At 71.7% G+C, this 21,562-nt stretch carries 23 protein-coding genes; 9 read left to right on the top strand and 14 right to left on the bottom strand.

Translation table 11 applies throughout. The features are described 5' to 3' along the window. Position 1 precedes the first annotated feature (1 nt). From menD to ACYU7L_RS07705, 3 genes are read right to left on the bottom strand one after another with little or no spacing between them, the layout of a single operon-like run. Positions 2-1,633, bottom strand: coding sequence for a 2-succinyl-5-enolpyruvyl-6-hydroxy-3-cyclohexene-1-carboxylic-acid synthase (gene menD, locus ACYU7L_RS07715; protein WP_460794757.1), 1,632 nt, complete (start codon positions 1,631-1,633; stop codon positions 2-4). Next, complete coding sequence (locus tag ACYU7L_RS07710; protein ID WP_460794756.1) at positions 1,630-2,589, bottom strand: o-succinylbenzoate synthase; 960 nt, start codon at positions 2,587-2,589, stop codon at positions 1,630-1,632. Before ACYU7L_RS07710 ends, menD begins: the two co-directional genes overlap by 4 nt. Beyond that, positions 2,586-3,629, bottom strand: coding sequence for an AMP-binding protein (locus tag ACYU7L_RS07705; protein WP_460794755.1), 1,044 nt, complete (start codon positions 3,627-3,629; stop codon positions 2,586-2,588). Before ACYU7L_RS07705 ends, ACYU7L_RS07710 begins: the two co-directional genes overlap by 4 nt. Positions 3,630-3,692: 63 nt before the next feature. Here ACYU7L_RS07705 and ACYU7L_RS07700 point away from each other — a divergent pair, with 63 nt between their 5' ends. The 5 genes from ACYU7L_RS07700 (at position 3,693) to ACYU7L_RS07680 (ending at position 6,804) form a co-directional block, all read left to right on the top strand. Then, positions 3,693-4,577, top strand: a complete 885-nt coding sequence (locus ACYU7L_RS07700) for a 1,4-dihydroxy-2-naphthoate polyprenyltransferase (RefSeq protein WP_460794754.1) — start codon at positions 3,693-3,695, stop codon at positions 4,575-4,577. A gap of 73 nt (positions 4,578-4,650) precedes the next feature. After that, positions 4,651-4,806 carry a hypothetical protein gene (locus ACYU7L_RS07695; protein ID WP_460794753.1) on the top strand — a complete coding sequence of 52 codons (156 nt, stop codon included), beginning with the start codon at positions 4,651-4,653 and terminating at the stop codon, positions 4,804-4,806. Further along, entirely contained in the window at positions 4,803-6,173 is a 1,371-nt protein-coding gene (locus ACYU7L_RS07690) for a TrpB-like pyridoxal phosphate-dependent enzyme (RefSeq protein WP_460794752.1), read from the top strand. The genes ACYU7L_RS07695 and ACYU7L_RS07690 overlap by 4 nt, the downstream gene beginning before the upstream one ends. Before the next feature lie 24 nt (positions 6,174-6,197). Beyond that, a complete protein-coding gene (locus ACYU7L_RS07685; RefSeq protein ID WP_460794751.1) occupies positions 6,198-6,434 on the top strand; it encodes a DUF3099 domain-containing protein in 237 nt (78 codons plus the stop codon). 28 nt (positions 6,435-6,462) lie between these two features. After that, on the top strand, positions 6,463-6,804 hold the full coding sequence (locus tag ACYU7L_RS07680; protein ID WP_460794750.1) for a cupin domain-containing protein: 342 nt from the start codon (positions 6,463-6,465) through the stop codon (positions 6,802-6,804). Positions 6,805-6,867: 63 nt separating this feature from the next. Here the strand turns inward: ACYU7L_RS07680 and ACYU7L_RS07675 are convergent, their stop codons facing one another. The 4 genes from ACYU7L_RS07675 to ACYU7L_RS07660 form a co-directional block, all read right to left on the bottom strand. After that, positions 6,868-7,887, bottom strand: coding sequence for a TerC family protein (locus ACYU7L_RS07675; protein WP_460794749.1), 1,020 nt, complete (start codon positions 7,885-7,887; stop codon positions 6,868-6,870). Between the two features lie 133 nt (positions 7,888-8,020). Then, entirely contained in the window at positions 8,021-9,175 is a 1,155-nt protein-coding gene (locus tag ACYU7L_RS07670) for a PucR family transcriptional regulator (protein WP_460794748.1), read from the bottom strand. 33 nt (positions 9,176-9,208) lie between these two features. After that, positions 9,209-10,330, bottom strand: a complete 1,122-nt coding sequence (gene cds1, locus ACYU7L_RS07665; RefSeq protein ID WP_460794747.1) for an L-cysteine desulfhydrase Cds1 — start codon at positions 10,328-10,330, stop codon at positions 9,209-9,211. Further along, positions 10,331-10,597, bottom strand: a complete 267-nt coding sequence (locus tag ACYU7L_RS07660) for a DUF4229 domain-containing protein (protein ID WP_460794746.1) — start codon at positions 10,595-10,597, stop codon at positions 10,331-10,333. It abuts the gene before it with no gap. 42 nt (positions 10,598-10,639) lie between these two features. Here ACYU7L_RS07660 and ACYU7L_RS07655 point away from each other — a divergent pair, with 42 nt between their 5' ends. Further along, the gene (locus ACYU7L_RS07655; RefSeq protein ID WP_460794745.1) at positions 10,640-10,891 is read left to right on the top strand and encodes a hypothetical protein; all 252 of its coding nucleotides are present in this window, start codon (positions 10,640-10,642) and stop codon (positions 10,889-10,891) included. A 40-nt stretch (positions 10,892-10,931) separates the two neighbouring features. On the opposite strand, the gene ccsB is transcribed toward ACYU7L_RS07655, so the two are convergent. The 6 genes from ccsB to hemL form a co-directional block, all read right to left on the bottom strand. Next, entirely contained in the window at positions 10,932-11,993 is a 1,062-nt protein-coding gene (gene ccsB / locus ACYU7L_RS07650) for a c-type cytochrome biogenesis protein CcsB (RefSeq protein WP_460794744.1), read from the bottom strand. Then, positions 11,990-13,675 carry a cytochrome c biogenesis protein ResB gene (resB, locus tag ACYU7L_RS07645; protein WP_460794743.1) on the bottom strand — a complete coding sequence of 562 codons (1,686 nt, stop codon included), beginning with the start codon at positions 13,673-13,675 and terminating at the stop codon, positions 11,990-11,992. Before resB ends, ccsB begins: the two co-directional genes overlap by 4 nt. A gap of 2 nt (positions 13,676-13,677) precedes the next feature. Then, on the bottom strand, positions 13,678-14,439 hold the full coding sequence (locus tag ACYU7L_RS07640; RefSeq protein WP_460794742.1) for a cytochrome c biogenesis CcdA family protein: 762 nt from the start codon (positions 14,437-14,439) through the stop codon (positions 13,678-13,680). Continuing rightward, the gene (locus ACYU7L_RS07635) at positions 14,432-14,995 is read right to left on the bottom strand and encodes a TlpA family protein disulfide reductase (RefSeq protein WP_460794741.1); all 564 of its coding nucleotides are present in this window, start codon (positions 14,993-14,995) and stop codon (positions 14,432-14,434) included. Before ACYU7L_RS07635 ends, ACYU7L_RS07640 begins: the two co-directional genes overlap by 8 nt. Before the next feature lie 83 nt (positions 14,996-15,078). Beyond that, on the bottom strand, positions 15,079-15,753 hold the full coding sequence (locus tag ACYU7L_RS07630) for a histidine phosphatase family protein (protein ID WP_460794740.1): 675 nt from the start codon (positions 15,751-15,753) through the stop codon (positions 15,079-15,081). 4 nt (positions 15,754-15,757) lie between these two features. After that, entirely contained in the window at positions 15,758-17,083 is a 1,326-nt protein-coding gene (gene hemL, locus ACYU7L_RS07625) for a glutamate-1-semialdehyde 2,1-aminomutase (RefSeq protein WP_460794739.1), read from the bottom strand. A gap of 221 nt (positions 17,084-17,304) precedes the next feature. Here hemL and ACYU7L_RS07620 point away from each other — a divergent pair, with 221 nt between their 5' ends. The 3 genes from ACYU7L_RS07620 to ACYU7L_RS07610 all read left to right on the top strand — a co-directional run bounded on the left by ACYU7L_RS07620 (position 17,305) and on the right by ACYU7L_RS07610 (position 20,547). Continuing rightward, positions 17,305-18,495: a lytic transglycosylase domain-containing protein gene (locus ACYU7L_RS07620; RefSeq protein ID WP_460794738.1), complete on the top strand. Its 1,191-nt coding sequence runs from the start codon at positions 17,305-17,307 to the stop codon at positions 18,493-18,495. A 152-nt stretch (positions 18,496-18,647) separates the two neighbouring features. Further along, a complete protein-coding gene (locus ACYU7L_RS07615; protein WP_460794737.1) occupies positions 18,648-20,036 on the top strand; it encodes a hypothetical protein in 1,389 nt (462 codons plus the stop codon). Beyond that, positions 20,023-20,547 carry a SigE family RNA polymerase sigma factor gene (locus ACYU7L_RS07610; protein WP_460794736.1) on the top strand — a complete coding sequence of 175 codons (525 nt, stop codon included), beginning with the start codon at positions 20,023-20,025 and terminating at the stop codon, positions 20,545-20,547. Before ACYU7L_RS07615 ends, ACYU7L_RS07610 begins: the two co-directional genes overlap by 14 nt. A 6-nt stretch (positions 20,548-20,553) precedes the next feature. Here ACYU7L_RS07610 and hemB read toward each other — a convergent pair whose 3' ends face one another. Beyond that, positions 20,554-21,561, bottom strand: a complete 1,008-nt coding sequence (gene hemB / locus ACYU7L_RS07605; protein WP_460794735.1) for a porphobilinogen synthase — start codon at positions 21,559-21,561, stop codon at positions 20,554-20,556. Between the last annotated feature and the right edge of the window lies 1 nt (position 21,562).

Below are 21,562 nucleotides of genomic sequence, written 5' to 3'. Positions count from 1 at the left end.
CCTAGAGGGCGCGGATCCGGGCGTCCAGCTCGCGGCGGTTGTCGCGTCGTACGACGACCTCGACGACCTCGATCCCGCCGTTGGGTGAGGCGAGCGCGTGCTCCAGCTCGGCGACGCTGTCGACGCGCCAGTGCGGCGTGCGGGTCGCCGCGCAGAGGCTTGCGAGGTCGACACCGTGCGGCGTGCCGAAGAGCCGGTCGAAGCTGTCCGCATAGGTCGAGGCGCCCTGCTCGAGCATCGTGAAGATCGAGCCGCCGTCGTCGTTGACCACGACGATCGTCAGGTCCGGACGCTCCTCGTCCGGGCCGATGACCAGGCCGGTGGAGTCGTGGACGAACGTCACGTCGCCCATCAGCGCCAGGCTGCGGGTGCCGTGCGGGCGGCCCAGCGCCGCGCCGATCGCCGAGGAGATGGTGCCGTCGATGCCGGCGAGACCGCGGTTGGCGATCACCTTGCGGCGCTCGCCGACGGTGGTGGGGCGGGCCATCAGGTCGAGGTCGCGGATCGGGCTGGAGGCGCCGACGAACAGCATCCCCTTCGGGGGTACGGCGCGGCTCACCGCCGCCGCCACCTCGTGCGGCGTGACGCCCTCCTCCGCCGCCAGCAGCCGGTCGACCTCGCGGGAGACGGCCCGGTCGGCGGTCTTCCACTCGTCGAGCCAGCCGGTGTCGTCGGACTCGTCGACCTCGAGGCGGTCATGCTCGGAGTCGACCGGGAACGGCCTCGTGGCCCAGGAGCCGCGGGCCCGCAGGGAGACGACCTCGATGTCTGCCTGCTCGAGGAGCCGGGTGATCGGCCGCGACAGCGTCGGGTGCCCGGCCACGACGACCCGCTCGATGCGCCCCGCCAGCTCGGAGTCGAGCAGCAGGCGATAGGCGCGCAGCGCGTTGTCCCCCGTCCGGCACCCCGACGTGGGCTCCGCGAACAGCGGCCAGCCGGCTCGCTGGGCGAGGATCCGCGGCGGTGGGCCGGCGTCGTCGCCGGCGACGACGACGGTGCGGGGGCCGAGGGGGAGGTGGTGGGCGCCGGATCCGGTGCCGTTGGGGACCAAACGGCGACGATTCCCGTCCGCAACCTGCAGTCTCTGCCCAATCGGCGCCCCCTCCCACACCCCGTCCGGCACCAGCGGCGGCGTCAGCTGCACGTTCAGGTGCACCGGGCCCTCGGCCGCCAGCGACGGCACCTCGCCCTCGGCAAGGTCGTGGAAGACAGCGGCGTCGCCGAAGATCCGGACCTGGTCGGTCGTCTGGCTGGCGCCGGTGCCGCGCAGGGACGCCGGGCGGTCGGCGGTGACGACGACAAGTGGCAGTCCGGCATGCGCCGCCTCGAGTACGGCGGGGTGCAGGTTGGCCACCGCCGTACCGGAGGTGCACATCACCGCCGCCCGCGCACCGACCTTGGTCAGCCCCAGCGCGAGGAAGCCGGCCGTGCGCTCGTCCACACGGGTGTGCAGCCGCAGCCCGCCCGCGCGCGCCGCGTCGTACACCGCGAAGGCCAGGGGTGCATTGCGCGAGCCCGGCGACAGGACCACCTCGGTGACCCCCGCGTCGACCAGCGCCGTCACGACGCCCCGGGCGAGCCGGGTCGCGGCGTTCACAGCAGCGTTCACGGCGGCGTCCTCCGGAGCGCTCATCGCGAGACCCCCCGCACCTCGGCGAGCCGGGCCTCCCAGTGCGCCACCCGGTCGGGGGCGGCGGCGAGCCGGGCCAGCGCGTCGAGGTCGACGGCAGGTACGCCGACCGGCAGCGCCCCGTCGACCGGAAGCAACGGGGCAGACACCACGTCGGAGGTGAGCAGCTGCACCGTCGCCAGCCCGCAGGCGTAGGGCAGCTCCGGGAGCGCCGCGGCCAGCGCGACCCCGGCGGCGATCCCGACCGAGCTCTCCAGCGCCGACGACACCACGACCGGCAGCCCGATGTCCTCGGCGATCCGCAGGCACGCCCGCACCCCGCCGAGCGGCTGCACCTTGAGCACCGCCACGTCGGCGGCCTCCAGGTCACGCACGCGATAGGGGTCCTCCGCCCGCCGGATCGACTCGTCGGCGGCGATCGGCACGTCCACGCGGCGGCGCACCAGCGCCAGCTCCTCGACGCTCGCGCACGGCTGCTCGACGTACTCCAGCCCGCCCGCGGCGCGGTCCAGCACCCCGATCGACGCGACCGCGGTGTCGACGTCCCACAGCCCGTTGACGTCCACCCGGATCCGCCCCGACGGGCCGAGCGCGTCGCGCACCGCCTCGACGCGCGCCTGGTCGTCGGCGAGCGTCTGGCCGGGCTCGGCGACCTTGATCTTGGCGGTCCGGCAGCCGCCGGCAAGCGTGATCGCGTGCGCCCGCTCGACGTCGACGGCCGGCACCGTCACGTTGACCGGCACGCTGTCGCGCAACGGCTCGGGCCAGTCCCCGGCGGCGGCCTCCTCGGCGCAGCGCAGCCACGGCGCGGACACGTGCGCGTCGTACTCCAGGAACGGGCTCCACTCGCCCCACCCCGACGCCCCGCGCACCAGCACGCCCTCGCGGACGGTGATGCCGCGGAAGCGGGTGCGCAGCGGGATCGACCACACCGCCACCTCGCCGACACCGGCCGTCATCGAGCCAGCTCCTTGAGCCGCATCCGGTCCACCTTCCCGTTCTCCAGCAGCGGCAGCGCGTCGAGCACGCGCACCTCCCGCGGCGCCCACGACCGCGGGTGCACCGCGGCCACGAAGTCCCGCGCCTCGTCCAGCTCAAGCTCCCCCACCACCCACGCCACGACCCGGTGCCCCCACTCCTCGTCGGGCACCCCCACGACCTCGACTGCGCGCACGCCCGGGTGCTCGCGCAGCCGCGCCGCGACGGCCGGCGTGGGCACGTTGACTCCGCCGGAGACCACCACGTCGTCGAGGCGACCGAGCACCTGCAGCCGTCCGTCCTCGTCGAGCCGACCCCCGTCCGAGGTCAGGAACCAGCCGTCGACGAGCACCTCGCGCGTCAGCGACGCGTCCCCCTCGTACCCGTCGAAGAGCACCGGCCCGCCGATCCGGATCCGCCCGTCGACCGCGATCGCCAGCGCCACGCCGTCCAGGGGCATCCCGTCGTAGACGCAGCCGCCGCAGGTCTCGCTCGAGCCGTACGTCGCGACCACGCGCACGCCCGCCTCCTCGGCGCGCCGGCGCAGCGCCGGGTCCATCGGACCGCCGCCCACCAGCACGGCGTCGTACGACGCGAGCGCGGCCCGGTCTTCTTCAGCCTCGAGCAGCCGCAGCAGCTGCGTCGGCACCAGCGACGTGTAGCGCGGCCCGTCACCCAGCGCCGCCGTCGCCGCCGCGAACGACGGATGGTCCTCCAGCAGCACGGGCTCGTGCCCGGCGGCCAGCGAGCGGACCACGACGTTGACCCCGGCGACGTACGCCGTGGGCAGGGTCAGCAGCCAGGCGCCACGGCCGTCCCCAGACGCCCCGGCCACCCGCCGCGCCGAGGCCTCGGCCGAGGCCAGCAGCGCACGCCGCGACAGCGCGACCCGCTTGGGCTGCCCGGTGGAGCCGGACGTCTCGACGATCAGCGGCTCCGGCTCGTCGGCGGCCGACAGCCAGTCACGCAGCGCCGCGACCACCTCGGCGGACGTGCCACGGACCGGACGCAGGGAGCTCACCGGCCCCACGCTAGTCGGAGCCGCCACCGGCGCCCGCGCCGGCCGGTGGGAGAATCCCTCCTCGTGGCCACTCCCGCTCAATGGATCTCCGGGTCCCGTCCCCGGACCCTGCCCGCTGCCGTCGCGCCCGTCCTCGCCGGCACCGGCGTCGTGGCCTACGCCGACGAGCCCGTGTGGTGGAAGGCCGCGCTCGCGATGGTCGTCGCGCTCGCGCTGCAGGTGGGCGTGAACTACGCCAACGACTACTCCGACGGCATCCGCGGCACCGACGAGGACCGGGTCGGGCCGATGCGGCTGGTGGGCTCCGGCGCGGCCACCCCGCGCGCGGTCAAGCTCGCTGCGTTCGCGGCCTTCGGCGTCGCCGGCGTCGCGGGCCTGGCGCTGGCCGCCACCACCGCCTGGTGGCTGGTCGCCGTCGGCGTGGTGTGCGTGGTGGCAGCTTGGTACTACACCGGCGGCTCGAAGCCCTACGGCTACCTCGGCCTCGGCGAGGTGATGGTGTTCGTGTTCTTCGGCCTGGTCGCGGTGACGGGCACCTCCTTCGTGCAGGCCGACTCGTTCGACCGCGACGTCGCGCTTCCCTCCCTCTATGCCGCCATCGGCATCGGCGCGCTGGCGTGCGCGATCCTGGTCGCCAACAACCTGCGCGACATCCCGACCGACACCGAGGTCGGCAAGCGGACGCTCGCCGTGCTCCTCGGCGACGCACGGACGCGCGCCTTCTTCTCGCTGCTGATGGCCGCCTCGGTCGTGGCCCTGATCGGCGTGGCGCTGGAGACCTCGTGGTGGGCGCTGCTCGGCCTCGTGTACGTCGTGCCCGCGCGCGCCGCCGTACGCCTGGTCGCCGGAGGCGCGCAGGGCCCGGCGCTGATCCCCGTCCTGCAGCAGACCGGGATCGCCGAGCTGCTCTACGGGCTCGGGATCCTCGTCGGCCTGCTGGTCGCCTGAGTCGGGCCCTCCCCCGAGATCCGGCCGCGAGATCCGCCCCCGCCGCGGCCGTCGTGCCACTAGCCTGAGCGGCATGTGGTTCTGGATCCTGCTCGGCCTCGTGGCCGCAGCCGTCGTCGTCTACAAGTTCCGCGTGCCGATCCTGGCCAAGGTCCTGGGCCAGCCCCCGGCCCGCATCGAGCGACACCTCGAGCGTCGGGCCATCGAGCGAAAGAAGCCGCGCCGATGAGCGAGCCCCGGACCATCGTCCCTCGCAAGTACACGTTGACCGACGACGAGATGCCGACCCACTGGTACAACATCGTCGCCGACCTCCCCACGCCTCCCCAGCCGCCGCTGCACCCGGGCACCCACCAGCCGGTCGGGCCCGACGACCTGGCGCCGCTCTTCCCGCCGGAGCTGATCGCGCAGGAGGTGAGCGCGGAGCGCTTCATCGAGATCCCCGAGGCCGTGCGCGAGGTCTACCTGCAGTACCGGCCCTCCCCGCTCTTCCGCGCACGCAACCTCGAGCGCAAGCTCGGCACGCCGGCGCGGATCTACTTCAAGTACGAGGGCGTCTCCCCGGCCGGCTCGCACAAGACGAACACGTCGGTGCCGCAGGCCTACTACAACAAGCAGCACGGCATCAACCGGCTCACCACCGAGACCGGCGCCGGCCAGTGGGGCACCGCACTCGCCTACGCCTGCTCGCTCTTCGACATGGAGTGCGAGGTGTGGCAGGTCGGCGCGTCGTTCGACTCCAAGCCGCAGCGCCGCACGCTGATCGAGGTCTTCGGCGGCAAGGTCCACCGCTCCCCGAGCCGGATGACCGAGGCCGGCAAGGCCTTCGCCGAGGACCACCCCGGGTCGCTGGGCATCGCGATCTCCGAGGCCGTCGAGCTGGCCGCGCAGGACCCGGAGGCGAAGTACGCCCTCGGCTCCGTGCTCAACCACGTGCTGCTGCACCAGACGATCATCGGCGAGGAGGCCCTGCTCCAGCTGGCCAAGGCCGGCGAGACCGGCGCCGACGTCGTCATCGGCTGCGCCGGCGGCGGCTCCAACCTCGCCGGGCTGATCTTCCCGTTCCTGCGCGAGAAGCTCGCCGGCAACCAGGACCCGCGGATCATCGCGGTCGAGCCGACCTCGTGCCCGACGCTGACCCGCGGCGAGTACCGCTACGACTTCGGCGACACCGCCGGGCTCACCCCCCTGATGAAGATGTACACGCTCGGCCACGACTTCGTCCCGTCCCCGATCCACGCGGGCGGTCTGCGCTACCACGGCATGGCGCCGCTGGTCTCGCACGTCGTGCACGAGGGGTACGTCGAGGCGCGGGCGCTGCACCAGAACGAGTGCTTCGAGGCGGCCGTCGAGTTCGCCCGCTGCGAGGGCATCGTCCCGGCGCCCGAGTCGTCGCACGCGCTCGCCCAGATGCGGCGCGAGGCGCTGGCCTGCAAGGAGTCGGGCGAGGAGAAGGTCATCGTCGTCGGCCTGTCGGGCCACGGCCTGCTCGAGCTCGGCGCCTACGACTCGTTCTTGCGCGGAGGCCTCGAGGACGACGCGCTGTCCGACGCCGACCTCGGCGCCGCGCTGGCCGCCGTACCCACGATCGGCTGAGCCGCAGGTGCGCCCGGGGGAGCGATGAGACGACACCGCCGGGCGTTCCCCGTCAGCGACGTCCGTGAGGCGCAGAGCCAGCGGCTGCGCCGGCGCCAGCGGTGGTACTTCACCCTGATGGGGATCTGCCTGGTGCTGATCGTGCTGGCGTGGAACGTGGTCCGGCTGTGGTCGACGACGGCCGCCGTCGTCATGTCCGTCATCGCGGCTGTGCTCCCACCGACGGCGGCGCTGATCGCCAACTGGGGCGAGGACCACTGACCCCACGGCACGGCCGTAGTCTCGCTCCATGGCCAAACTCTCGCCCGTCACCGATTCCTCCGCCCACCTCCAGCTGAACGACTCCCTGCCGGTGGTGACCGAGTCGACGACCTCGCGCGTCCTGGTCACCAACGACGTCATGCGCGTCGTGCAGTTCACCTTCGACGCCGGGGAGCTGCTCACCGAGCACACCTCGCCGCGGGCCGTGGTGGTCCAGCTGGTGAGCGGCCGGATGCGCTTCACGCTCGAGGGCACCGAGCACCTGATGGGCGAGGGCGACGTCGTCAACCTCGCGCCGGGCGCCTCCCACGCGCTGGTCGCCGAGACGGCCTGCCGGATGACGCTGGTGATGGTGGACCTGCCGGGGTGATGCGGCAGGCCCACCTGCGCAGGCGCCGGCCTGGCCGCGATGAGCGGGCCTGGACGAGGCGTTCTACTCGCTGTCGACGTACTCCTGGCGTCGCCCCTCGTCTGCGTCCGTGTTCTGGTCTGCGTCCTTGTCCTCGTCTGCGTCCTTGTGCTCGATCGGCCGCAGGAAGCTGAGCGCGACCGATCCGGCCAGGACCACGACGATGACCCCCAGACTGACCACCGAGGGGATCTCCGGGATGGAGGTGTCGATGGTCTTGTGGGCGGCCTGCAGGATCAGCTTGACGCCGATGAACGCGAGGATGAGCGCGAGTCCCGTGCCGAGGTAGTGGAACCGGTCGAGCAGCCCGGACAGCAGGAAGTAGAGGGCGCGCAGGCCGAGGATCGCGAAGGCGTTGGAGGTGTAGACGATGAACGCGTCGTCGCTCACCGCGAGGACGGCAGGCACGCTGTCCACGGCGAACAGCAGGTCGGCTGCCTCGATGGCGACCACGACGGCGAGCATCGGGGTGCCCACGCGCTTTCCGGCCTCCCGGATGAAGAACTTGGTGCCGTGGTACTCGTCGGTCATCGGCACGAGCTTGCGCATCAGCCGCAGGGCCAGGCTGGTGCTCGGGTCGTAGTCGTCGTCATCGCCCTTGATCAGCTTGTAGGCGCTGTAGAGCAGGATCGCAGCGAAGACGAAGAGGATCGCGGTGAACTGGCTGACGACCGCCACACCGAGCGCCAGGAAGATCCCCCGGAACACCAGCGCCCCGATGACGCCGTAGAACAGCACCCGGTGCTGGTACTGCGCCGGGACCTTGAAGTAGCCGAAGATCAGCGCGAAGACGAAGAGGTTGTCCACCGACAGGCTCTTCTCCAACAGCCAGGCGGTCGTGTACTCGACACCTGCGTCGCGGCCAACCACAGCGAAGACCACGACCCCGAAGAGGATCGCGAGTCCTACCCAGCCCACGCTCCAACGAGCGGCCTCCTTGAAGCCGATGACATGGGCGTGGCGGTGGGCCAGCAGGTCGATGGCCAGGGCGATGACGACCGTGGCGACGAACACGCCCCACAGCCAGACAGGTACGTCGTGCACAAGTGCTCCTCGAGGTGATTGGAGATACCCGTCGAGTCTCCGCGACCCAGGTCCACCGAACGAGGGCGAATGCTGGACGACTTCCGGTCTCGAGATTGCCGACATCCGGCAACGCCGGGTGCCGACACAGCACTCAGAACGAGTCCAGCAGCCGGGCCCCGAGCACCGCGGCGTGCAGCGTGAAGCGGTGCGCCGGATCGGTGGGGTCCAGGCCGAGGACGTCACCGATGCGCTTGAGCCGGTAGGTGACGGCCCGGACCGACAGGTCCAATCGAGCGGCCGTTGCCGTGACCGCCCCGCCCGTCGCGAAGTAGGCCTCGAGGGTCTCCAGCATCGTGGTCGCGCTGCCGGGGACGTCCTTGAGCGGCCCCAGGACGGCCGCTATCAGCTCGTCGATGGCCGCACGGTCACGCAGCAGCACCTCGTAGACCGCCAGAGCACTGGAGTCGATCACGGCATCCTCGAGGCCAAGACGGTCGGCGAGCTCCAAGGCGCTGCCGGCCTGCTCGTAGGACACCCGGATCGCGCCCGCGCCGGGCTGGGTGCGCCCGATGGCCGCCTGCCAGTCACGACGGCGACCCCCTGCGGAACGGCTCGGTGCGACCGCGGCGAGGACCGCCGCGAGCCGCTCTCCGACCAGGGCGACGCTCGCCTGGTTCGGAGCCGCGAAGATGCAGACCAGCATCCCGTTCTTCGTCGCGACCAGCGCGTTGGTATCACCGTGGCGACCGCTGAGAGCGGTCTCGAAGTGACGCGGGATCGCCGTCAGTGACGGGTGCTCGAACGTCAGGTCGTGCCGGGCGACCAGCACGGCGTGCGGGCTGGTGAGGTCGAGCCCCAGGTCGGCGGCTCGACCGGTTGCCTCGACCGCTGACGGCCCTCCGGCCAGGAGGAGGTCGAAGACGTCGTGCCGGGTCGACTCCTGCTGACGCGACAGGTCGTTGCGAGCGAGCTGGAATCCCTCGGCCAGCGCTGCCACGGCGTCGTCCGAGGCTCGGAGCACCGCCAGCGCGGCCGCGCGGACCTGGCCGGCGTCCGGCCCGGTGTCGAGCTCCTCCCACAGCCGCCAGCACGCTGAGAGGTAGAGGTCGACCAACGCCCTCAGCGGCACCCCGGTCAACGCCGCCGCGGCGCCTCGCTCGCCGCACTCCCTCAGCTCCGAGCGTCGCAACCGGCGACCGGACGCGGCGGCCTCCTCGAGGATCGAGAGGAAGTCGCCGAGCAGCCCCGGGTCGATCCGGCCGGCGTCGTGCGCGGCCGCCGCGGCGACTGCGTCCAGTCGAGACATGCATCCTCCAGTTGCCGAGAGCCGGAAGCCAGGCTATCCGGCCGGCTCGGCCCACTCCCCGGTGGCGCCGAACGCCTCCAGCGCGGCGGTGTACGGCGCGAGGTCCATGCCCTGCGCGGCCACCCACGCGTCGTCGTAGTAGGTGTGGGCGTAGCGCTCGCCCCCGTCGCACAGCAGCGTCACCACCGACCCGGACTCGCCGCGCTCACGCATCTGCGCGATCAGCCGCAGCGCGCCCCACATCGCCGTACCGGTGGAGCCGCCGACCGAGCGACCGGTGACCTCGGTGCACCAGCGGGCGGCGGCGATCGAGGCGGCGTCGGGGACGGCGATCATGCAGTCGACGACCGACGGCTGGAAGGACGGCTCGACGCGCGGCCGTCCGATCCCCTCGATCCGCGAGGGCCCACCCGTGGCGGCCGGGTCGCCGGACTCCCAGGCCTTGAAGAACGCGGACTGCTCGGGGTCTACGACGCACAGGCTGGTGGACAGCCGGCGATAGCGGATCCAGCGGCCGATGGTGGCCGACGTCCCCCCGGTGCCGGCGCCGACGACGACCCAGGTCGGGATCGGGTGCCGCTCGTGGGCGAGCTGGTTGATGATCGACTCGGCGATGTTGTTGTTGCCGCGCCAGTCGGTGGCCCGCTCGGCGTAGGTGAACTGGTCGAGGTAGTGCCCGCCGGTCTCCTCTGCCAGCCGCCGCGACTCGTCGTAGATCGTGCCCGGGTCGTCCACGAGGTGACAGCGCCCGCCCTGCCGCTCGATCAGCTCGATCTTCTCCGGCGACGTGCTGCGCGGCATCACCGCGATGAACGGCAGGCCCAGCAGCCGGGCGAAGTAGGCCTCGGAGACGGCGGTGGACCCCGACGACGCCTCGATCAGCGTCGTACCGTCGTGGATCCAGCCGTTGCACAGCCCGTAGAGGAACAGCGAGCGCGCCAGCCGGTGCTTCAGCGAGCCGGTCGGGTGGACCGACTCGTCCTTGAGGTAGAGGTCGATCGACCCACCCACCGACGCGGGCAGCGGGAACACCAGCAGGTGTGTGTCTGCCGAGCGGTTGGCGTCGGCCTCCACGCGCCGGATCGCCTCGTCGAGCCAGGCCCGGCGGCTCAGGTCGCTGTGGTCGGCGACCGAGCAGGCCTCAGGTGCTTCCACTCAGTCGACGTCCTCGCGGGACTTGATCTCGTGCATCCTGGCCGAGGCCCGCTCGGCCTTCTCCTGGACGTGGCGGGCGAAGGCCTCGCGCGGTCCGTTGAGCAGGAAGTACGACGCGACGCCCGACAGCGCGAACGCGAGGATGAACGGCCACAGGATCGGCAGCTCGTCCCCGGACGTCGCCACGAGGTAGATCGCGGCGATCAGGGCGTAGGACGCGACGAACAGGCCGATGCGCAGGGCGGTGTAGACAGCGAACTCCTTCACCACTCCAGAGTAGTTCCACCAGCCTGCGCCTAGTCTGGGGGTGTGCTGAAGTTCGTGTTGGTCGTCGCCGTGTTCGCGCTCGCGTTCTATCTGACCATCAGGGTCATCGAGCGGCGAGGCCTGCAAGGCGGGGGTGGGAGAGGCGAGGGCCCCGGGACCCGCCCCGCTCCGCCGCGTCCGCTCGGACCCGACGACGACCCCGACTTCCTCTGGCAGCTCGACCGTCGCAAGCGGCACCCCGAGAAGGGCACCGACGACGGCCCCGAGACCACGCCGCCGCCGGAGACTCCCTGACGCTCAGCCGGCGGCGCGTGAAACTGCGCCGACTCGGCTGTTAAGAAGCGCCGACTGGGCTGTGAAGTTGCGCCGACTCGGCTGATGCTGGCTCGATCTGGGCTGGCTCGATCTGGGCTGGCTGGATCTGGGCTGGGGCGGCGTAGGAGTGCTGGCTGCTGCTCGAGAAGAAGTTGATCCCGATGAAGTTGAACCACAGCGTCGCCAGGCCGATCAGCGCGATGTAGGCGGCGTTGCGGCCCTTCCAGCCGGCCGTCGAACGGGCGTGCAGGAAGGCGGCGTAGACGACCCAGGTGATGAACGCCCAGACCTCCTTGGGGTCCCAGTTCCAGTACGACGACCACGCCTGGTGCGCCCAGATCGGACCGGTGATGAGCACCGCGAAGGTCCACACCGGGAAGCCGAACGCGTGCATCCGGTAGGAGATCCGGTCGAGCGTGTCGGTCGAGGGGAGCTGCGCGATGTAGCCGGTGGGGCGCCCGCCCCAGCGCTCCTTGACCAGGAACAGCAGCGACACGATGCCGCCGATCGTGAACGCGCCGGTGGCGATCACCGCGGAGACCACGTGGATGACCAGCCACGGCGAGTCGAGCGCCTCGGTCAGCGGAGCGACGCTCTCGTAGAGCCAGATCACGTTGGCCATCAGCGTGGCCAGCACGAAGCCCACGGCCAGCGGCGCCATCCAGTGCAGCCCGAACTTCTTGTAGGCCGCGAGGTAGATCACCGAGACGAAGAACGTCCCCGCGAGCGTGAACTCGTACATGTTGCCCCAGGGCACCCGGTTGGGGTCGGCGGCCATGCCCCGCGCCACCAGCGCCACCCCGTGCACCGCGGTGGCGAGGATCGTCAGCAGCAGCCCCAGGCGCCCGAACATCGCGATCCGCTGCGAGTCAGCGGCCGGCGCCTCGGCCTCCTTCGACATCACCACGGGCGCTCCCGCGCCGACGGGTACGGCGGAGCGCTTCGCGCCGCGCGTGCCCGCCACCGGGACCTTGCGCAGCGCGCTCCACTCGATGAGGTGGGCGAGCAACGCCAGGAAGTAGACGACGCCGGCGGCCGCCACCGCCTGGTTGCTCAGGGTCTCCCAGGACGCGTCGGTCACGGCTTCTCCTCCAGTGCTTCGGGTGCTGCGTGTTCAGGATCGGGGTCTTCAGGTGCGGTGTCCACAGCGGTGTCCTCCGGGGCGGGCCCTCCGAGGGCCGCCACGATCGCCGCGAGCTCGGCGTCGACGTCGCCGCCGCCGGAGCGGTCGAGGCCCGCGACCTCTACCAGGGTGAGCCCGCCCTCGCGGCGCGGACGAATCCAGACGCGACGGGGCCGGATGAACAGCGAGCCGAGCAGTCCGACCAGCGCGAGCACCACGCCGGTGAGCGCGACGAACTTGCCGGGGGTACGGCTGATCTGGATCTTGTTCCAGCGCTGCATCGAGTCGAAGCTGATCGTCCCGGCGCCGTTGGGCAGCTCCACGGAGTCCCCCATCGCCAGGTCGACGCGGAACATCGAGCCGTCGGGCTTGGTGACCACCTCGGCGCCGGCCTTGTCGAGGGCGTAGACCGACTGGCCGCTGTCCTCGTCCATGCCGAGGTCGCCGGTGTAGGCGAGCATCGAGATGGCCGGGTTGAGCGCGTCTCCGAAGGCCGAGAACGGCCCGCTGGCGTCGGTGAAGCCGTAGGTCGGGTAGAGCTCGCCCTCGAGCCCGATCTGCGTGGGCTCCGCGTCGGGCGCCTTCACCACGCCGAAGGAGCGGAAGCTCTCGTCGGTGGGCAGGAAGATCGTCGGGCCGCTGTAGGCCACCTCGCCGTTGCCGTCGGTGATCGTGATGACCGGGGCGTAGCCGTGCCCGATCAGGAAGATGTCGGTGTCGCCGATCGTGAGCGGGTGGTTGACCCGCAGGTCGTACTCCTTCGGCTCGGCATCGAGGCTCTCGCCGTAGGTGATGTGCGAGACGAACTTCTGTGCCATCCCCGCGCGCGGCCCCGTCTTGAGCCACTCGATCTCGAAGTCGTCGACGCGGAAGTAGAACGGCTCCATCTCGCCGGCGTCGAAGAGGCTGCCCGGGACCAGGTCGTCGTACTGCGTGGGGTTGTTGGAGAAGCCGTTCTCGACCACCAGGATCACGCCGCCCTTGTAGCCGAACAGGCTGCCCATCGCGAAGCCGACCAGCACGACCAGCACCGACAGGTGGAAGAGCAGGTTGCCGGCCTCGCGCAGGTAGCCCTTCTCGGCGGACACCGCGCCGTCGCGGACCTCCACGCGGTAGCGCCGCTTGCGCAGCACCGTGCGGGCGCCCTCGAGCAGGTCGTCGACCGAGTCGTCGCTGGTGTACGACGTGGAGTCGGGCAGCCGGGTGAGGTTGCGGGGTGCGCGGGGCGGACGGGAGCGCAGGGCGCGCCAGTAGACCAGCGTGCGGGGCAGGATGCAGCCCACCAGCGAGATCATCAGCAGGATGTAGATCGCGGAGAACCACACCGAGTCATAGACCGAGAAGAGCCCGAGCCGGTCATAGATCGGGGTCAGCTTGGGGTGGGCGTCCTGCCAGCGCGAGGTGGCCAGCGAGTCGACGTCCTCCTGGGGGATCACCGACCCGGGGATGGCCGCGACCGCCAGCAGGAAGAGCAGCACCAGCGCCGTGCGCATCGAGGTGAGCTGGCGCCAGGCCCAGCGGCCCAACTCGACGGCGTTCAGCTCGCCGGGGCGGCGCTCGGGGGCCGCCCGCTCAGTCCCCTCGTCGACGTCGAGGTTCTCGACGTGCCCCTCGGGGCGACGATCGTCTGCTTGTCTCACGCTCACACGTCCACTTGATAGCCGGAGATCAGGTTGCTTTGCAGCCAGGTCACGGCGTAGTCCCACCAGCCGGTGACCAGGGCGATGCCGACGACGATCATCATCAGCCCGCCGATCCGCATCACCCACGCCTGGTGGCGGCGCACGAACCCGACGGCGCGCAGCATCTTGCGGTAGGCCAGCGCCGCCACGATGAACGGCAGCCCCAGACCGGCGGCGTAGAACGCCGAGAGCAGCGCCCCGCGCGCGGCGGTGCCCTCGTTGGCCGCCAGTGTGGTGATCATGCCCAGCGTCGGGCCGATGCACGGCGTCCAGCCGACCCCGAACAGGAAGCCGAGGAAGGGCGCCGCGACCAGGCCGACGGAGGGTACGGCGTGGAAGCGCAGGTCGCGCTGGAAGAGCCCGACCACGCCCATGAAGACCAGGCCCAGCACGATGCTGATCACGCCGAGGACGATGTTGAGCTCGCGGCGGTAGATGAAGAGCCAGTCCCCGACCGCGCCGGAGATCGAGCCGAGCAGCACGAAGACGGTGGAGAAGCCGAGCACGAAGAGCACGGAGCCGGCCAGCATCCGGCCGCGGTGTCCCTCGCCGCCGGTGCTCGCCAGGTCGGCACCCGACAGCCCGGTGGCGTAGGAGAGGTAGCCCGGGAGCAGCGGGATCACGCACGGGGAGAAGAACGAGACGAGCCCCGCGATCAGCGCGATCGGCACCGCCAGCGCGAGCGAGCCGGAGCCCGCGATCTCCTGGAAGGTCTCACCCACCGGCGGGCTCCCCCTCGGCCGGTCCCTTGCCCGGCTTCTCAGCCGGCTCCTCGGCCGTGCCCTCGGCCAGGACCGTGTCGGTGAGGCTCTTCAGGGTCCCGGCCGACGGCAGCTTGCCGATGATGCTGGCCGCGACCCGCCCCTCGGCGTCGAGGACGACGGTCGCGGGGATCGTGTTGGGGGTCAGCGTGCCGTCGAAGGCCAGCAGCGCCGTGCCATCGGGCGAGAAGACCGAGCGGTAGGGGATGTCGAAGCGCGAGACGAACTTCTGCGCCTGGGCGGTGGACGCGTCGCGGATGTTGACGCCCAGGAAGCCCACCTCGCCGTCCAGCTCGGTGGCCAGCTCGGCCAGCTCGGGCGCCTCCGCACGGCACGGCGAGCACCACGAGCCCCACACCACGACCACCGTGGGCTTGCCGCGGTAGTCCTCCAGCGCGACCGGCTCGCCCTCGAGATCCTCGCCCTCCATCGTGACCGGGTCGTCGCGATCGGCCGGAGCGACCTCCACGACGGTGCCCTCGCCGGTGATGAAGCCCTTGTCGCCGGTCCCCTCCAACGACGAGCAGCCCGTCAGCGCGAGCAGGATGACGAGCAGGGCCCAGAGAGGAGCCGAGCGGGGGGCGGGTGACAGGTGACGCTTCAGGGTCGCTTCTCCTCGGGTGCTCCGCCGGCGGAGAAGGTCGCCCCGCGGTCCTTGACCGGGATCAGGTCGCCGGCCGGCTCGGAGTAGGAGATCTGCGACAGCGTGTCGCCCACGAAGTGCAGCGACGTCAGCGAGCACAGGGTGCACTGGCGCTTGCGCGGGTCGTGGACGAACGAGCGCTTCTCGACGTGCAGGCGCGTGGTCCAGATCGGCAGCTGGTGGGAGACGATCACGGCCTCGTGGCCGCGGGCGGCGTCGCGCGCGTCGTACACGGCGGCCATCATCCGGGCGGCGACGTCCTTGTAGGGCTCGCCCCACGACGGCCGGAACGGGTTCCACAGGTAGCGCCACGAGGCGGGGTTGCGCAGCTCGTTGTTGCCCTTGCCGAAGGTCTTGCCCTCGAACTTGTTGCTCGACTCGATCACCCGCGGGTCGATCTCGACCTCGAGGCCGCGGGCCTCGGCCAGCGGGCGGCTGGTCTCACGCGCCCGCTCCAGCGGCGAGGACACCAGGTGGGTGATGTCGCGGTCGCCGATGGTGTCGGCGACCTGCTGGGCCATCTTCTGGCCGAGCTCGGAGAGGTGGAAGCCGTCGCGGCGGCCGTAGAGGACACCTCCGGGGTTGTGGACCTCGCCGTGGCGCAGCAGGTGGACGATCGTGCGGTCGCTCATCGCTTCAGGCTCCTTCGGCAGTGGCCGCGGCGGCGCGGGCAGCATCGGGCAGGGCGTCGAGCACGGTCTGCACGGCGCGGTCGTCATGGGCGGAGGAGAGGAACCACGTCTCGTAGGCCGAGGGCGGCAGGTAGACCCCGCGGTCGAGCATCGCGTGGAAGAACGCGCCGTAGGCGGCGGTGTCGGTGGTGGAGGCGTCGGTGAAGTCACGCACCTCGCCGTCGGTGAAGAAGACCGAGAACATCGTGCCCGTCGACTGGATCCGGTGGGCGACGCCGGCCGCGGTGAGCGCCTCGGCGGTGGCGGCCTTGATGGTCTCGCCCGCCGCGGTGATGTGGGCGTAGACGTCGTCGGTCGCCAGCCGCAGCGTGGTGAGCCCGGCGGTCGTCGCGACCGGGTTCCCCGACAGCGTGCCGGCCTGATAGACGGGCCCCTCGGGCGCGAGGTGGGCCATCACGTCGGCGCGGCCGCCGAACGCCGCGGCCGGGAACCCGCCGCCCATCACCTTGCCGAACGTCGTGAGGTCGGGGCGCCACCCCTCGTGCGCTCCGTCGAGCCCCCACTGGCCGGTGCGCGAGGCGCGGAAGCCGGTCATCACCTCGTCGCTCACGAAGAGCGCTCCGTGGCGGGCGCAGGTCTCGGCGAGGAACTGGTTGAAGCCGGGCTCGGGCGGGACGACGCCCATGTTGCCGGGCGCGGCCTCGGTGATCAGGCAGGCGATCCTGGCGCCGTGCTCGGCGAACGCCTCTTGCACGGCCGCCCGGTCGTTGTAGGGCAGCACCAGCGTCAGCGCGGTCGAGGACTCGGGCACGCCGGGGGTGCCGGGCACGGCGAACGTCGCGAGGCCCGAGCCGGCCGAGGCCAGCAGCGAGTCGACGTGGCCGTGGTAGCAGCCGGCGAACTTCACGACGACGTCGCGGCCGGTGAAGCCGCGCGCCAGCCGGATCGCGGACATGGTCGCCTCGGTGCCCGAGGAGACGAAGCGGACCCGGTCGACGTTGGTCCGGGCGACGATCTCCTCGGCCAGCTCGACCTCGGGCCGGGTCGGCGTGCCGTACGACGTGCCGCGCGAGACCGCGTCGACGACGGCGGCGCGGACCTCGGGGTGGTCGTGGCCCAGAAGCATCGGGCCCCACGAGCAGATCAGGTCGACGTACTCGTTGCCGTCGACGTCGGTGAGCCAGGCGCCGCTGGCCGAGGCGATGAAGCGGGGGGTACCGCCCACGGCGTTGAACGCGCGGACCGGGGAGTTGACCCCGCCCGGGGTCACGGACCGCGCCCGCGCGAAGAGGGCGCGCGAGCCCGAGGTCGAGTCGCTGGGGTCAGTCACACGGTTCATTGTCCCTGAGACGGCCAAGCGTCACGAGCCCAGGTCCAGGGGCGTGCGTCATGGATCACCATGAGGTTCGTCTCATCTCTGCAACGGCCGGGGAGACGCAGTTCACACCCGGGGGTTAAATTGGCGTAACCGAGGGTTGCTTATCTCGTTGTAGCAGCACGTGTGCTTGAGGGAGCCACGCGACGTATTGTCGTTTTTGGGGAGAGGGACTCATGAACAAGCCGCGCTTCGGACGTGTGCAGAGAGCCACGGCACTCGTGCCGCTGGCCCTGCTGTCGGCTGCCTGGACCGCCAGCCTCGCCAGCGTGGGAGGCATCAGCACCGCCTCCGCCGGCATCGAGGCCGACCCCCGGCTGCCGGACGGGACGAGCGTCCCGACCGAGGCGATCGAGGCTCCGGCCAGCGTCTCGCTGCCCGGCGTCGTGGCGCCGGCCGTGCCCACCGGCAAGGCCACCTCCGTGGTCGCGACCGCCTGGACCAACGGCATCCCCGCCGCCGCACTCGCCGCCTATCAGCGCGCCGAGACGGTCATCAACTCCGCCGACAAGGGCTGCAACCTCACCTGGCAGCTGGTCGCGGCGATCGGACGGGTCGAGTCCGACCACGGTCGCTTCGGCGGCAACAGCCTCGACGACGACGGCATCGCCAAGCCCGGCATCTTCGGCATCGCCCTCGACGGCACCCGCAACACCGCCGAGATCCTCGACACCGACGCGGGCCAGCTCGACAACGACATGAAGTACGACCGGGCCATCGGCCCGATGCAGTTCATCCCCTCCACGTGGTCGGTCGTCGGCGTGGACGCCGACGGTGACGGCAAGCGCAACCCCCAGGACATCGACGACGCGGCCCTGGCCACGGCCGTCTACCTCTGCTCGGGCAACGACGACCTCTCCACGACCGCGGGCCAGCGCGACTCGGTCTACCGCTACAACCACAGCGACGACTACGTCGACCTGGTCCTCTCGATCATGGAGGCCTACTCGGAGGGCGACTTCACCTCCGTCCCCAACTCCACCACCTCGGCCGCGATGTTCGTGCCCGAGACCGCGGCGCCGTCGCGCCCGGCCCGGGGCAAGAAGCCGGCCCGCCAGCCCAACGGCGGCGGTGGCACCACCGTCGGGGCCGAGCAGCCGAGCCAGCCGCAGCAGCCGAGCCAGCCAGCCCCGCAGCAGCCGCTGCCCACGGCGCCCGACCCGACCAAGCCGGCCAAGCCCAAGCCGACCGACCCCGGGCTCCCGCCGATCATCAAGGACCCCGGCCAGGTCATCACCGACCCCGGCCAGGCTGTCGAGGACACGCTGACCTGGGCGGAGGCCCGTGCCCAGTGCCTCGCGAAGGGGCTGACCACGCTCGACCTGGCCGCCCTGACCCGCTGCATCACGGACATGCTCGCCCCCTGATCAGCTGATCGGGCGAAACAATGCGAGCCAGTGGCTCTGGATCCGCGCGGATCCAGCCACTGGCTCGCATTGTCTTCTCTTGATCCGGTGAGGGGCCCCTCCTGCGGCGCGAGTCGTCACGTACTACAACGTGAGGACCCCGAGGAGGACGCGTGACGACACCGACAGACCAGTCGGCTGACGAGTGGGCCGACCAGCTCACCGAGCAGCTGGCCGAGCTCGCCGACGAGGCACCCCTGGCGCGGCTCGCACCGGAGCTGTGGGACCGCGGCCGCCGCTACCAGCGGCTGCGCCGCGGCGGCACTGTGTTGATCGCCGCGGCCGCCTGTCTGGCGCTGGTGCTGCTCGGCACGGTGGTGGAGCGGCGCGACGCCGACCCCACCCCGGCTCCCGCCGGCGGGCCGATCGGTCTCCCGGACCGGATCTTCTCCCCCAGCCCGTGGCTGCCGGGGACCGATGATGCTGGACCGCTGGGACAGCTGATTGCGGTGGTGCAGGCCGAGCGAGGTGGATGGTGGGGCGCGACCCCCGGGGCCGTCGGCATCTCGGCCACCACGGGCGAGTACCGCTTCCTCGACCTGCCCGACCATGCTCGCGCTACCGACGTCGCGCTTGCTCCTGACGGACGCCATGTCGCCTATTGGACGAGCGGGCGAACAACGCGAAGCCCGCACAGCCTCGAAGAGGACCTCGTGACGGGGCTCGCTGTGCTGGACACCACCTCGGAGGAGGTCGCGCGCCATCCGCTGAGGAGCGAGCACGGCTTCGTCGGTGAGTCACTGCTGTGGACCGACACCGACGACCTCGTCTTCGCGGCGGCCGAGGCACTCGCCGGGGTAGACGCACCTGAGGAGGAACAGGGTGCCTACCTCTTCTCCGTCCCCCAGGTGTGGTCGCCGACCGGCGATCTGGTTGATGGACCACGCGTCGTCCCGGACTACACAGGCGGCGACCTTGGCGGCAAGGATTCCTCGGGGCGCTTGCTCCTCGAGGGCAAGGCTGGTCGCCACCGTGTCGTCGACCCCTGGCAGGGCCAGGTGGCGACGATCGTGGCCCCTCAGCTGCAGTTTCCGGTTGTCGACCCCACAGGCGAACGGGTGGCAGGGATCCACCGGGGCCCGGGTGGTTACGTCGTTCCCGGCAAGATGACTGCCGCGACACTCGGCCCACCCTCCGTCGCGCCAGATGGTCCGACGCGGACCGCCCGCCTGACGAGGATCCCGGGCAATCGCAACACCTATGCGGTGCTGGGCTGGACTTCCCCCCAGCACGCCGCGGCGCTGCAGTTGAGTGCACGGGAGGAGGGCGGCATCATCCTGGCCGAGGTCGATGTGAGGGATGGTGCCCGTCGGATCCTGACCCGCGTCGACAACGGAGCCGGCCCCGCCTCGTTCGCCACCGACCTCCTCACCGCGCCGGTCGTCGACGCTCAGAAACCTCCTGCGCCGATGGACCCCCGCTGGGTCGCCGCGCTGGCCACCCTCGGCGTGCTCGCGGGCGTGGGCGGCATCATCTGGTGGCGGCGACGTGTCCGGCCCTGAGGTGGGGCCCGGCGGGGCCGACCCGTCCCGCGCCGGCTTCGAGGAGTACGTCGCCGCGCGTCGCCAGGCGCTGCTGCGCACGGCGTACCTCCTCACCGGGCACCACGAGGACGCCGAGGACCTGGTCCAGGTCGCGCTGGTCAAGGTCGTCCCGCACTGGAAGCGGATCGCGCACCGCCCCGAGCCCTACGTGCGCCAGGTGCTGGTGCGCGAGAGCGTGTCCAAGTGGCGCCAGCGCCGGTGGCGCGAGGTGGGGGTCGCTGAGGTCCCCGACCACACGACGTACGACGTGGACCCCACCGACGGCGCCCCGCTGCGAGCCGCGCTGGCCCAGCTGGCGCCGCGGCAGCGGGCGGTGGTCGTGCTGCGCTACTTCGAGGACCTCAGCGAGCGGGAGACCGCCGCGGCGCTGGGCGTCGGCGTCGGGACCGTGAAGTCACAGTCCCGCGACGCCCTGGCCAAGCTCCGCACGCTGCTGCCAGCCGTCCCCCACGCGGAGGCCCACCCCTAGGAACGATCAGGGGCGCAGGAGGCGGGCGGCCTCGGCGGCCCAGTAGGTCAGGATCACGTCGGCGCCGGCGCGGCGGATCGACGTCAGCGTCTCCAGGATCGCCGGCTCGCGGTCGATCCAGCCGTTGGCGGCGGCCGCCTCGACCATGGCGTACTCACCGGAGATGTTGTAGGCCGCGACCGGCACGGGTACGGCGTCGCGCACCCGGCGGAGCACGTCGAGGTAGGCCAGGGCCGGCTTGACCATGACCATGTCGGCGCCCTGCTCCACGTCGAGCAGCGCCTCGCGCACGCCCTCGAGGGCGTTGGCCGGGTCCTGCTGGTAGGTCCGCCGGTCCCCCTCGAGGCACGAGTCGACGGCCTCGCGGAAGGGGCCGTAGAACGCGGAGGCGTACTTCGCGGAGTAGGCCAGGATCGAGACGTCGCTCGCGCCCACGCCGTCCAGGGCGGAGCGGATCACGCCGACCTGGCCGTCCATCATCCCGCTGGGGCCGACCATGTCGACGCCGGCCGCGGCGTGCGCCAGCGCCATCTGCGCATAGACCTCGAGCGTGCGGTCGTTGTCGACCCGGCCCTCGGCGTCGAGCACGCCGCAGTGGCCGTGGTCGGTGAACTCGTCGAGGCACAGGTCGCTCATCACCGTGAGCGCGTCGCCGACCTCGGCGACGACGTCGGTGATCGCGAGGTTGAGGATGCCGGCCGGGTCGATGGCGCCGGAGCCGGTGGCGTCGCGGGTCGAGGGGATGCCGAAGAGCATCACTCCCCCGAGCCCGAGCTCGGCCGCCTCGGTGGCCGCCGCAAGCAGCGTCGAGCGCGTGTGCTGGACGACGCCGGGCATCGACGAGATCGGCCGCGGCTCCTCCGCGTCCTCACGCACGAAGAGCGGCAGCACCAGCTGACGCGCCTCGAGCGAGGTCTCGGCGACCATCCGCCGCAGCGAGGGGGTACGACGCAGCCGGCGCGGCCGCACGACCGGGCCCTCGACGGGGCCCGGTCCGGGGTATTCGACGACCATC

The sequence above is a fragment of the Nocardioides pacificus genome, assembly GCF_054775955.1.
The sequence above is the reverse complement of the archived record's forward strand: the minus strand, read 5'-3'. Positions and strand labels throughout refer to the sequence as shown.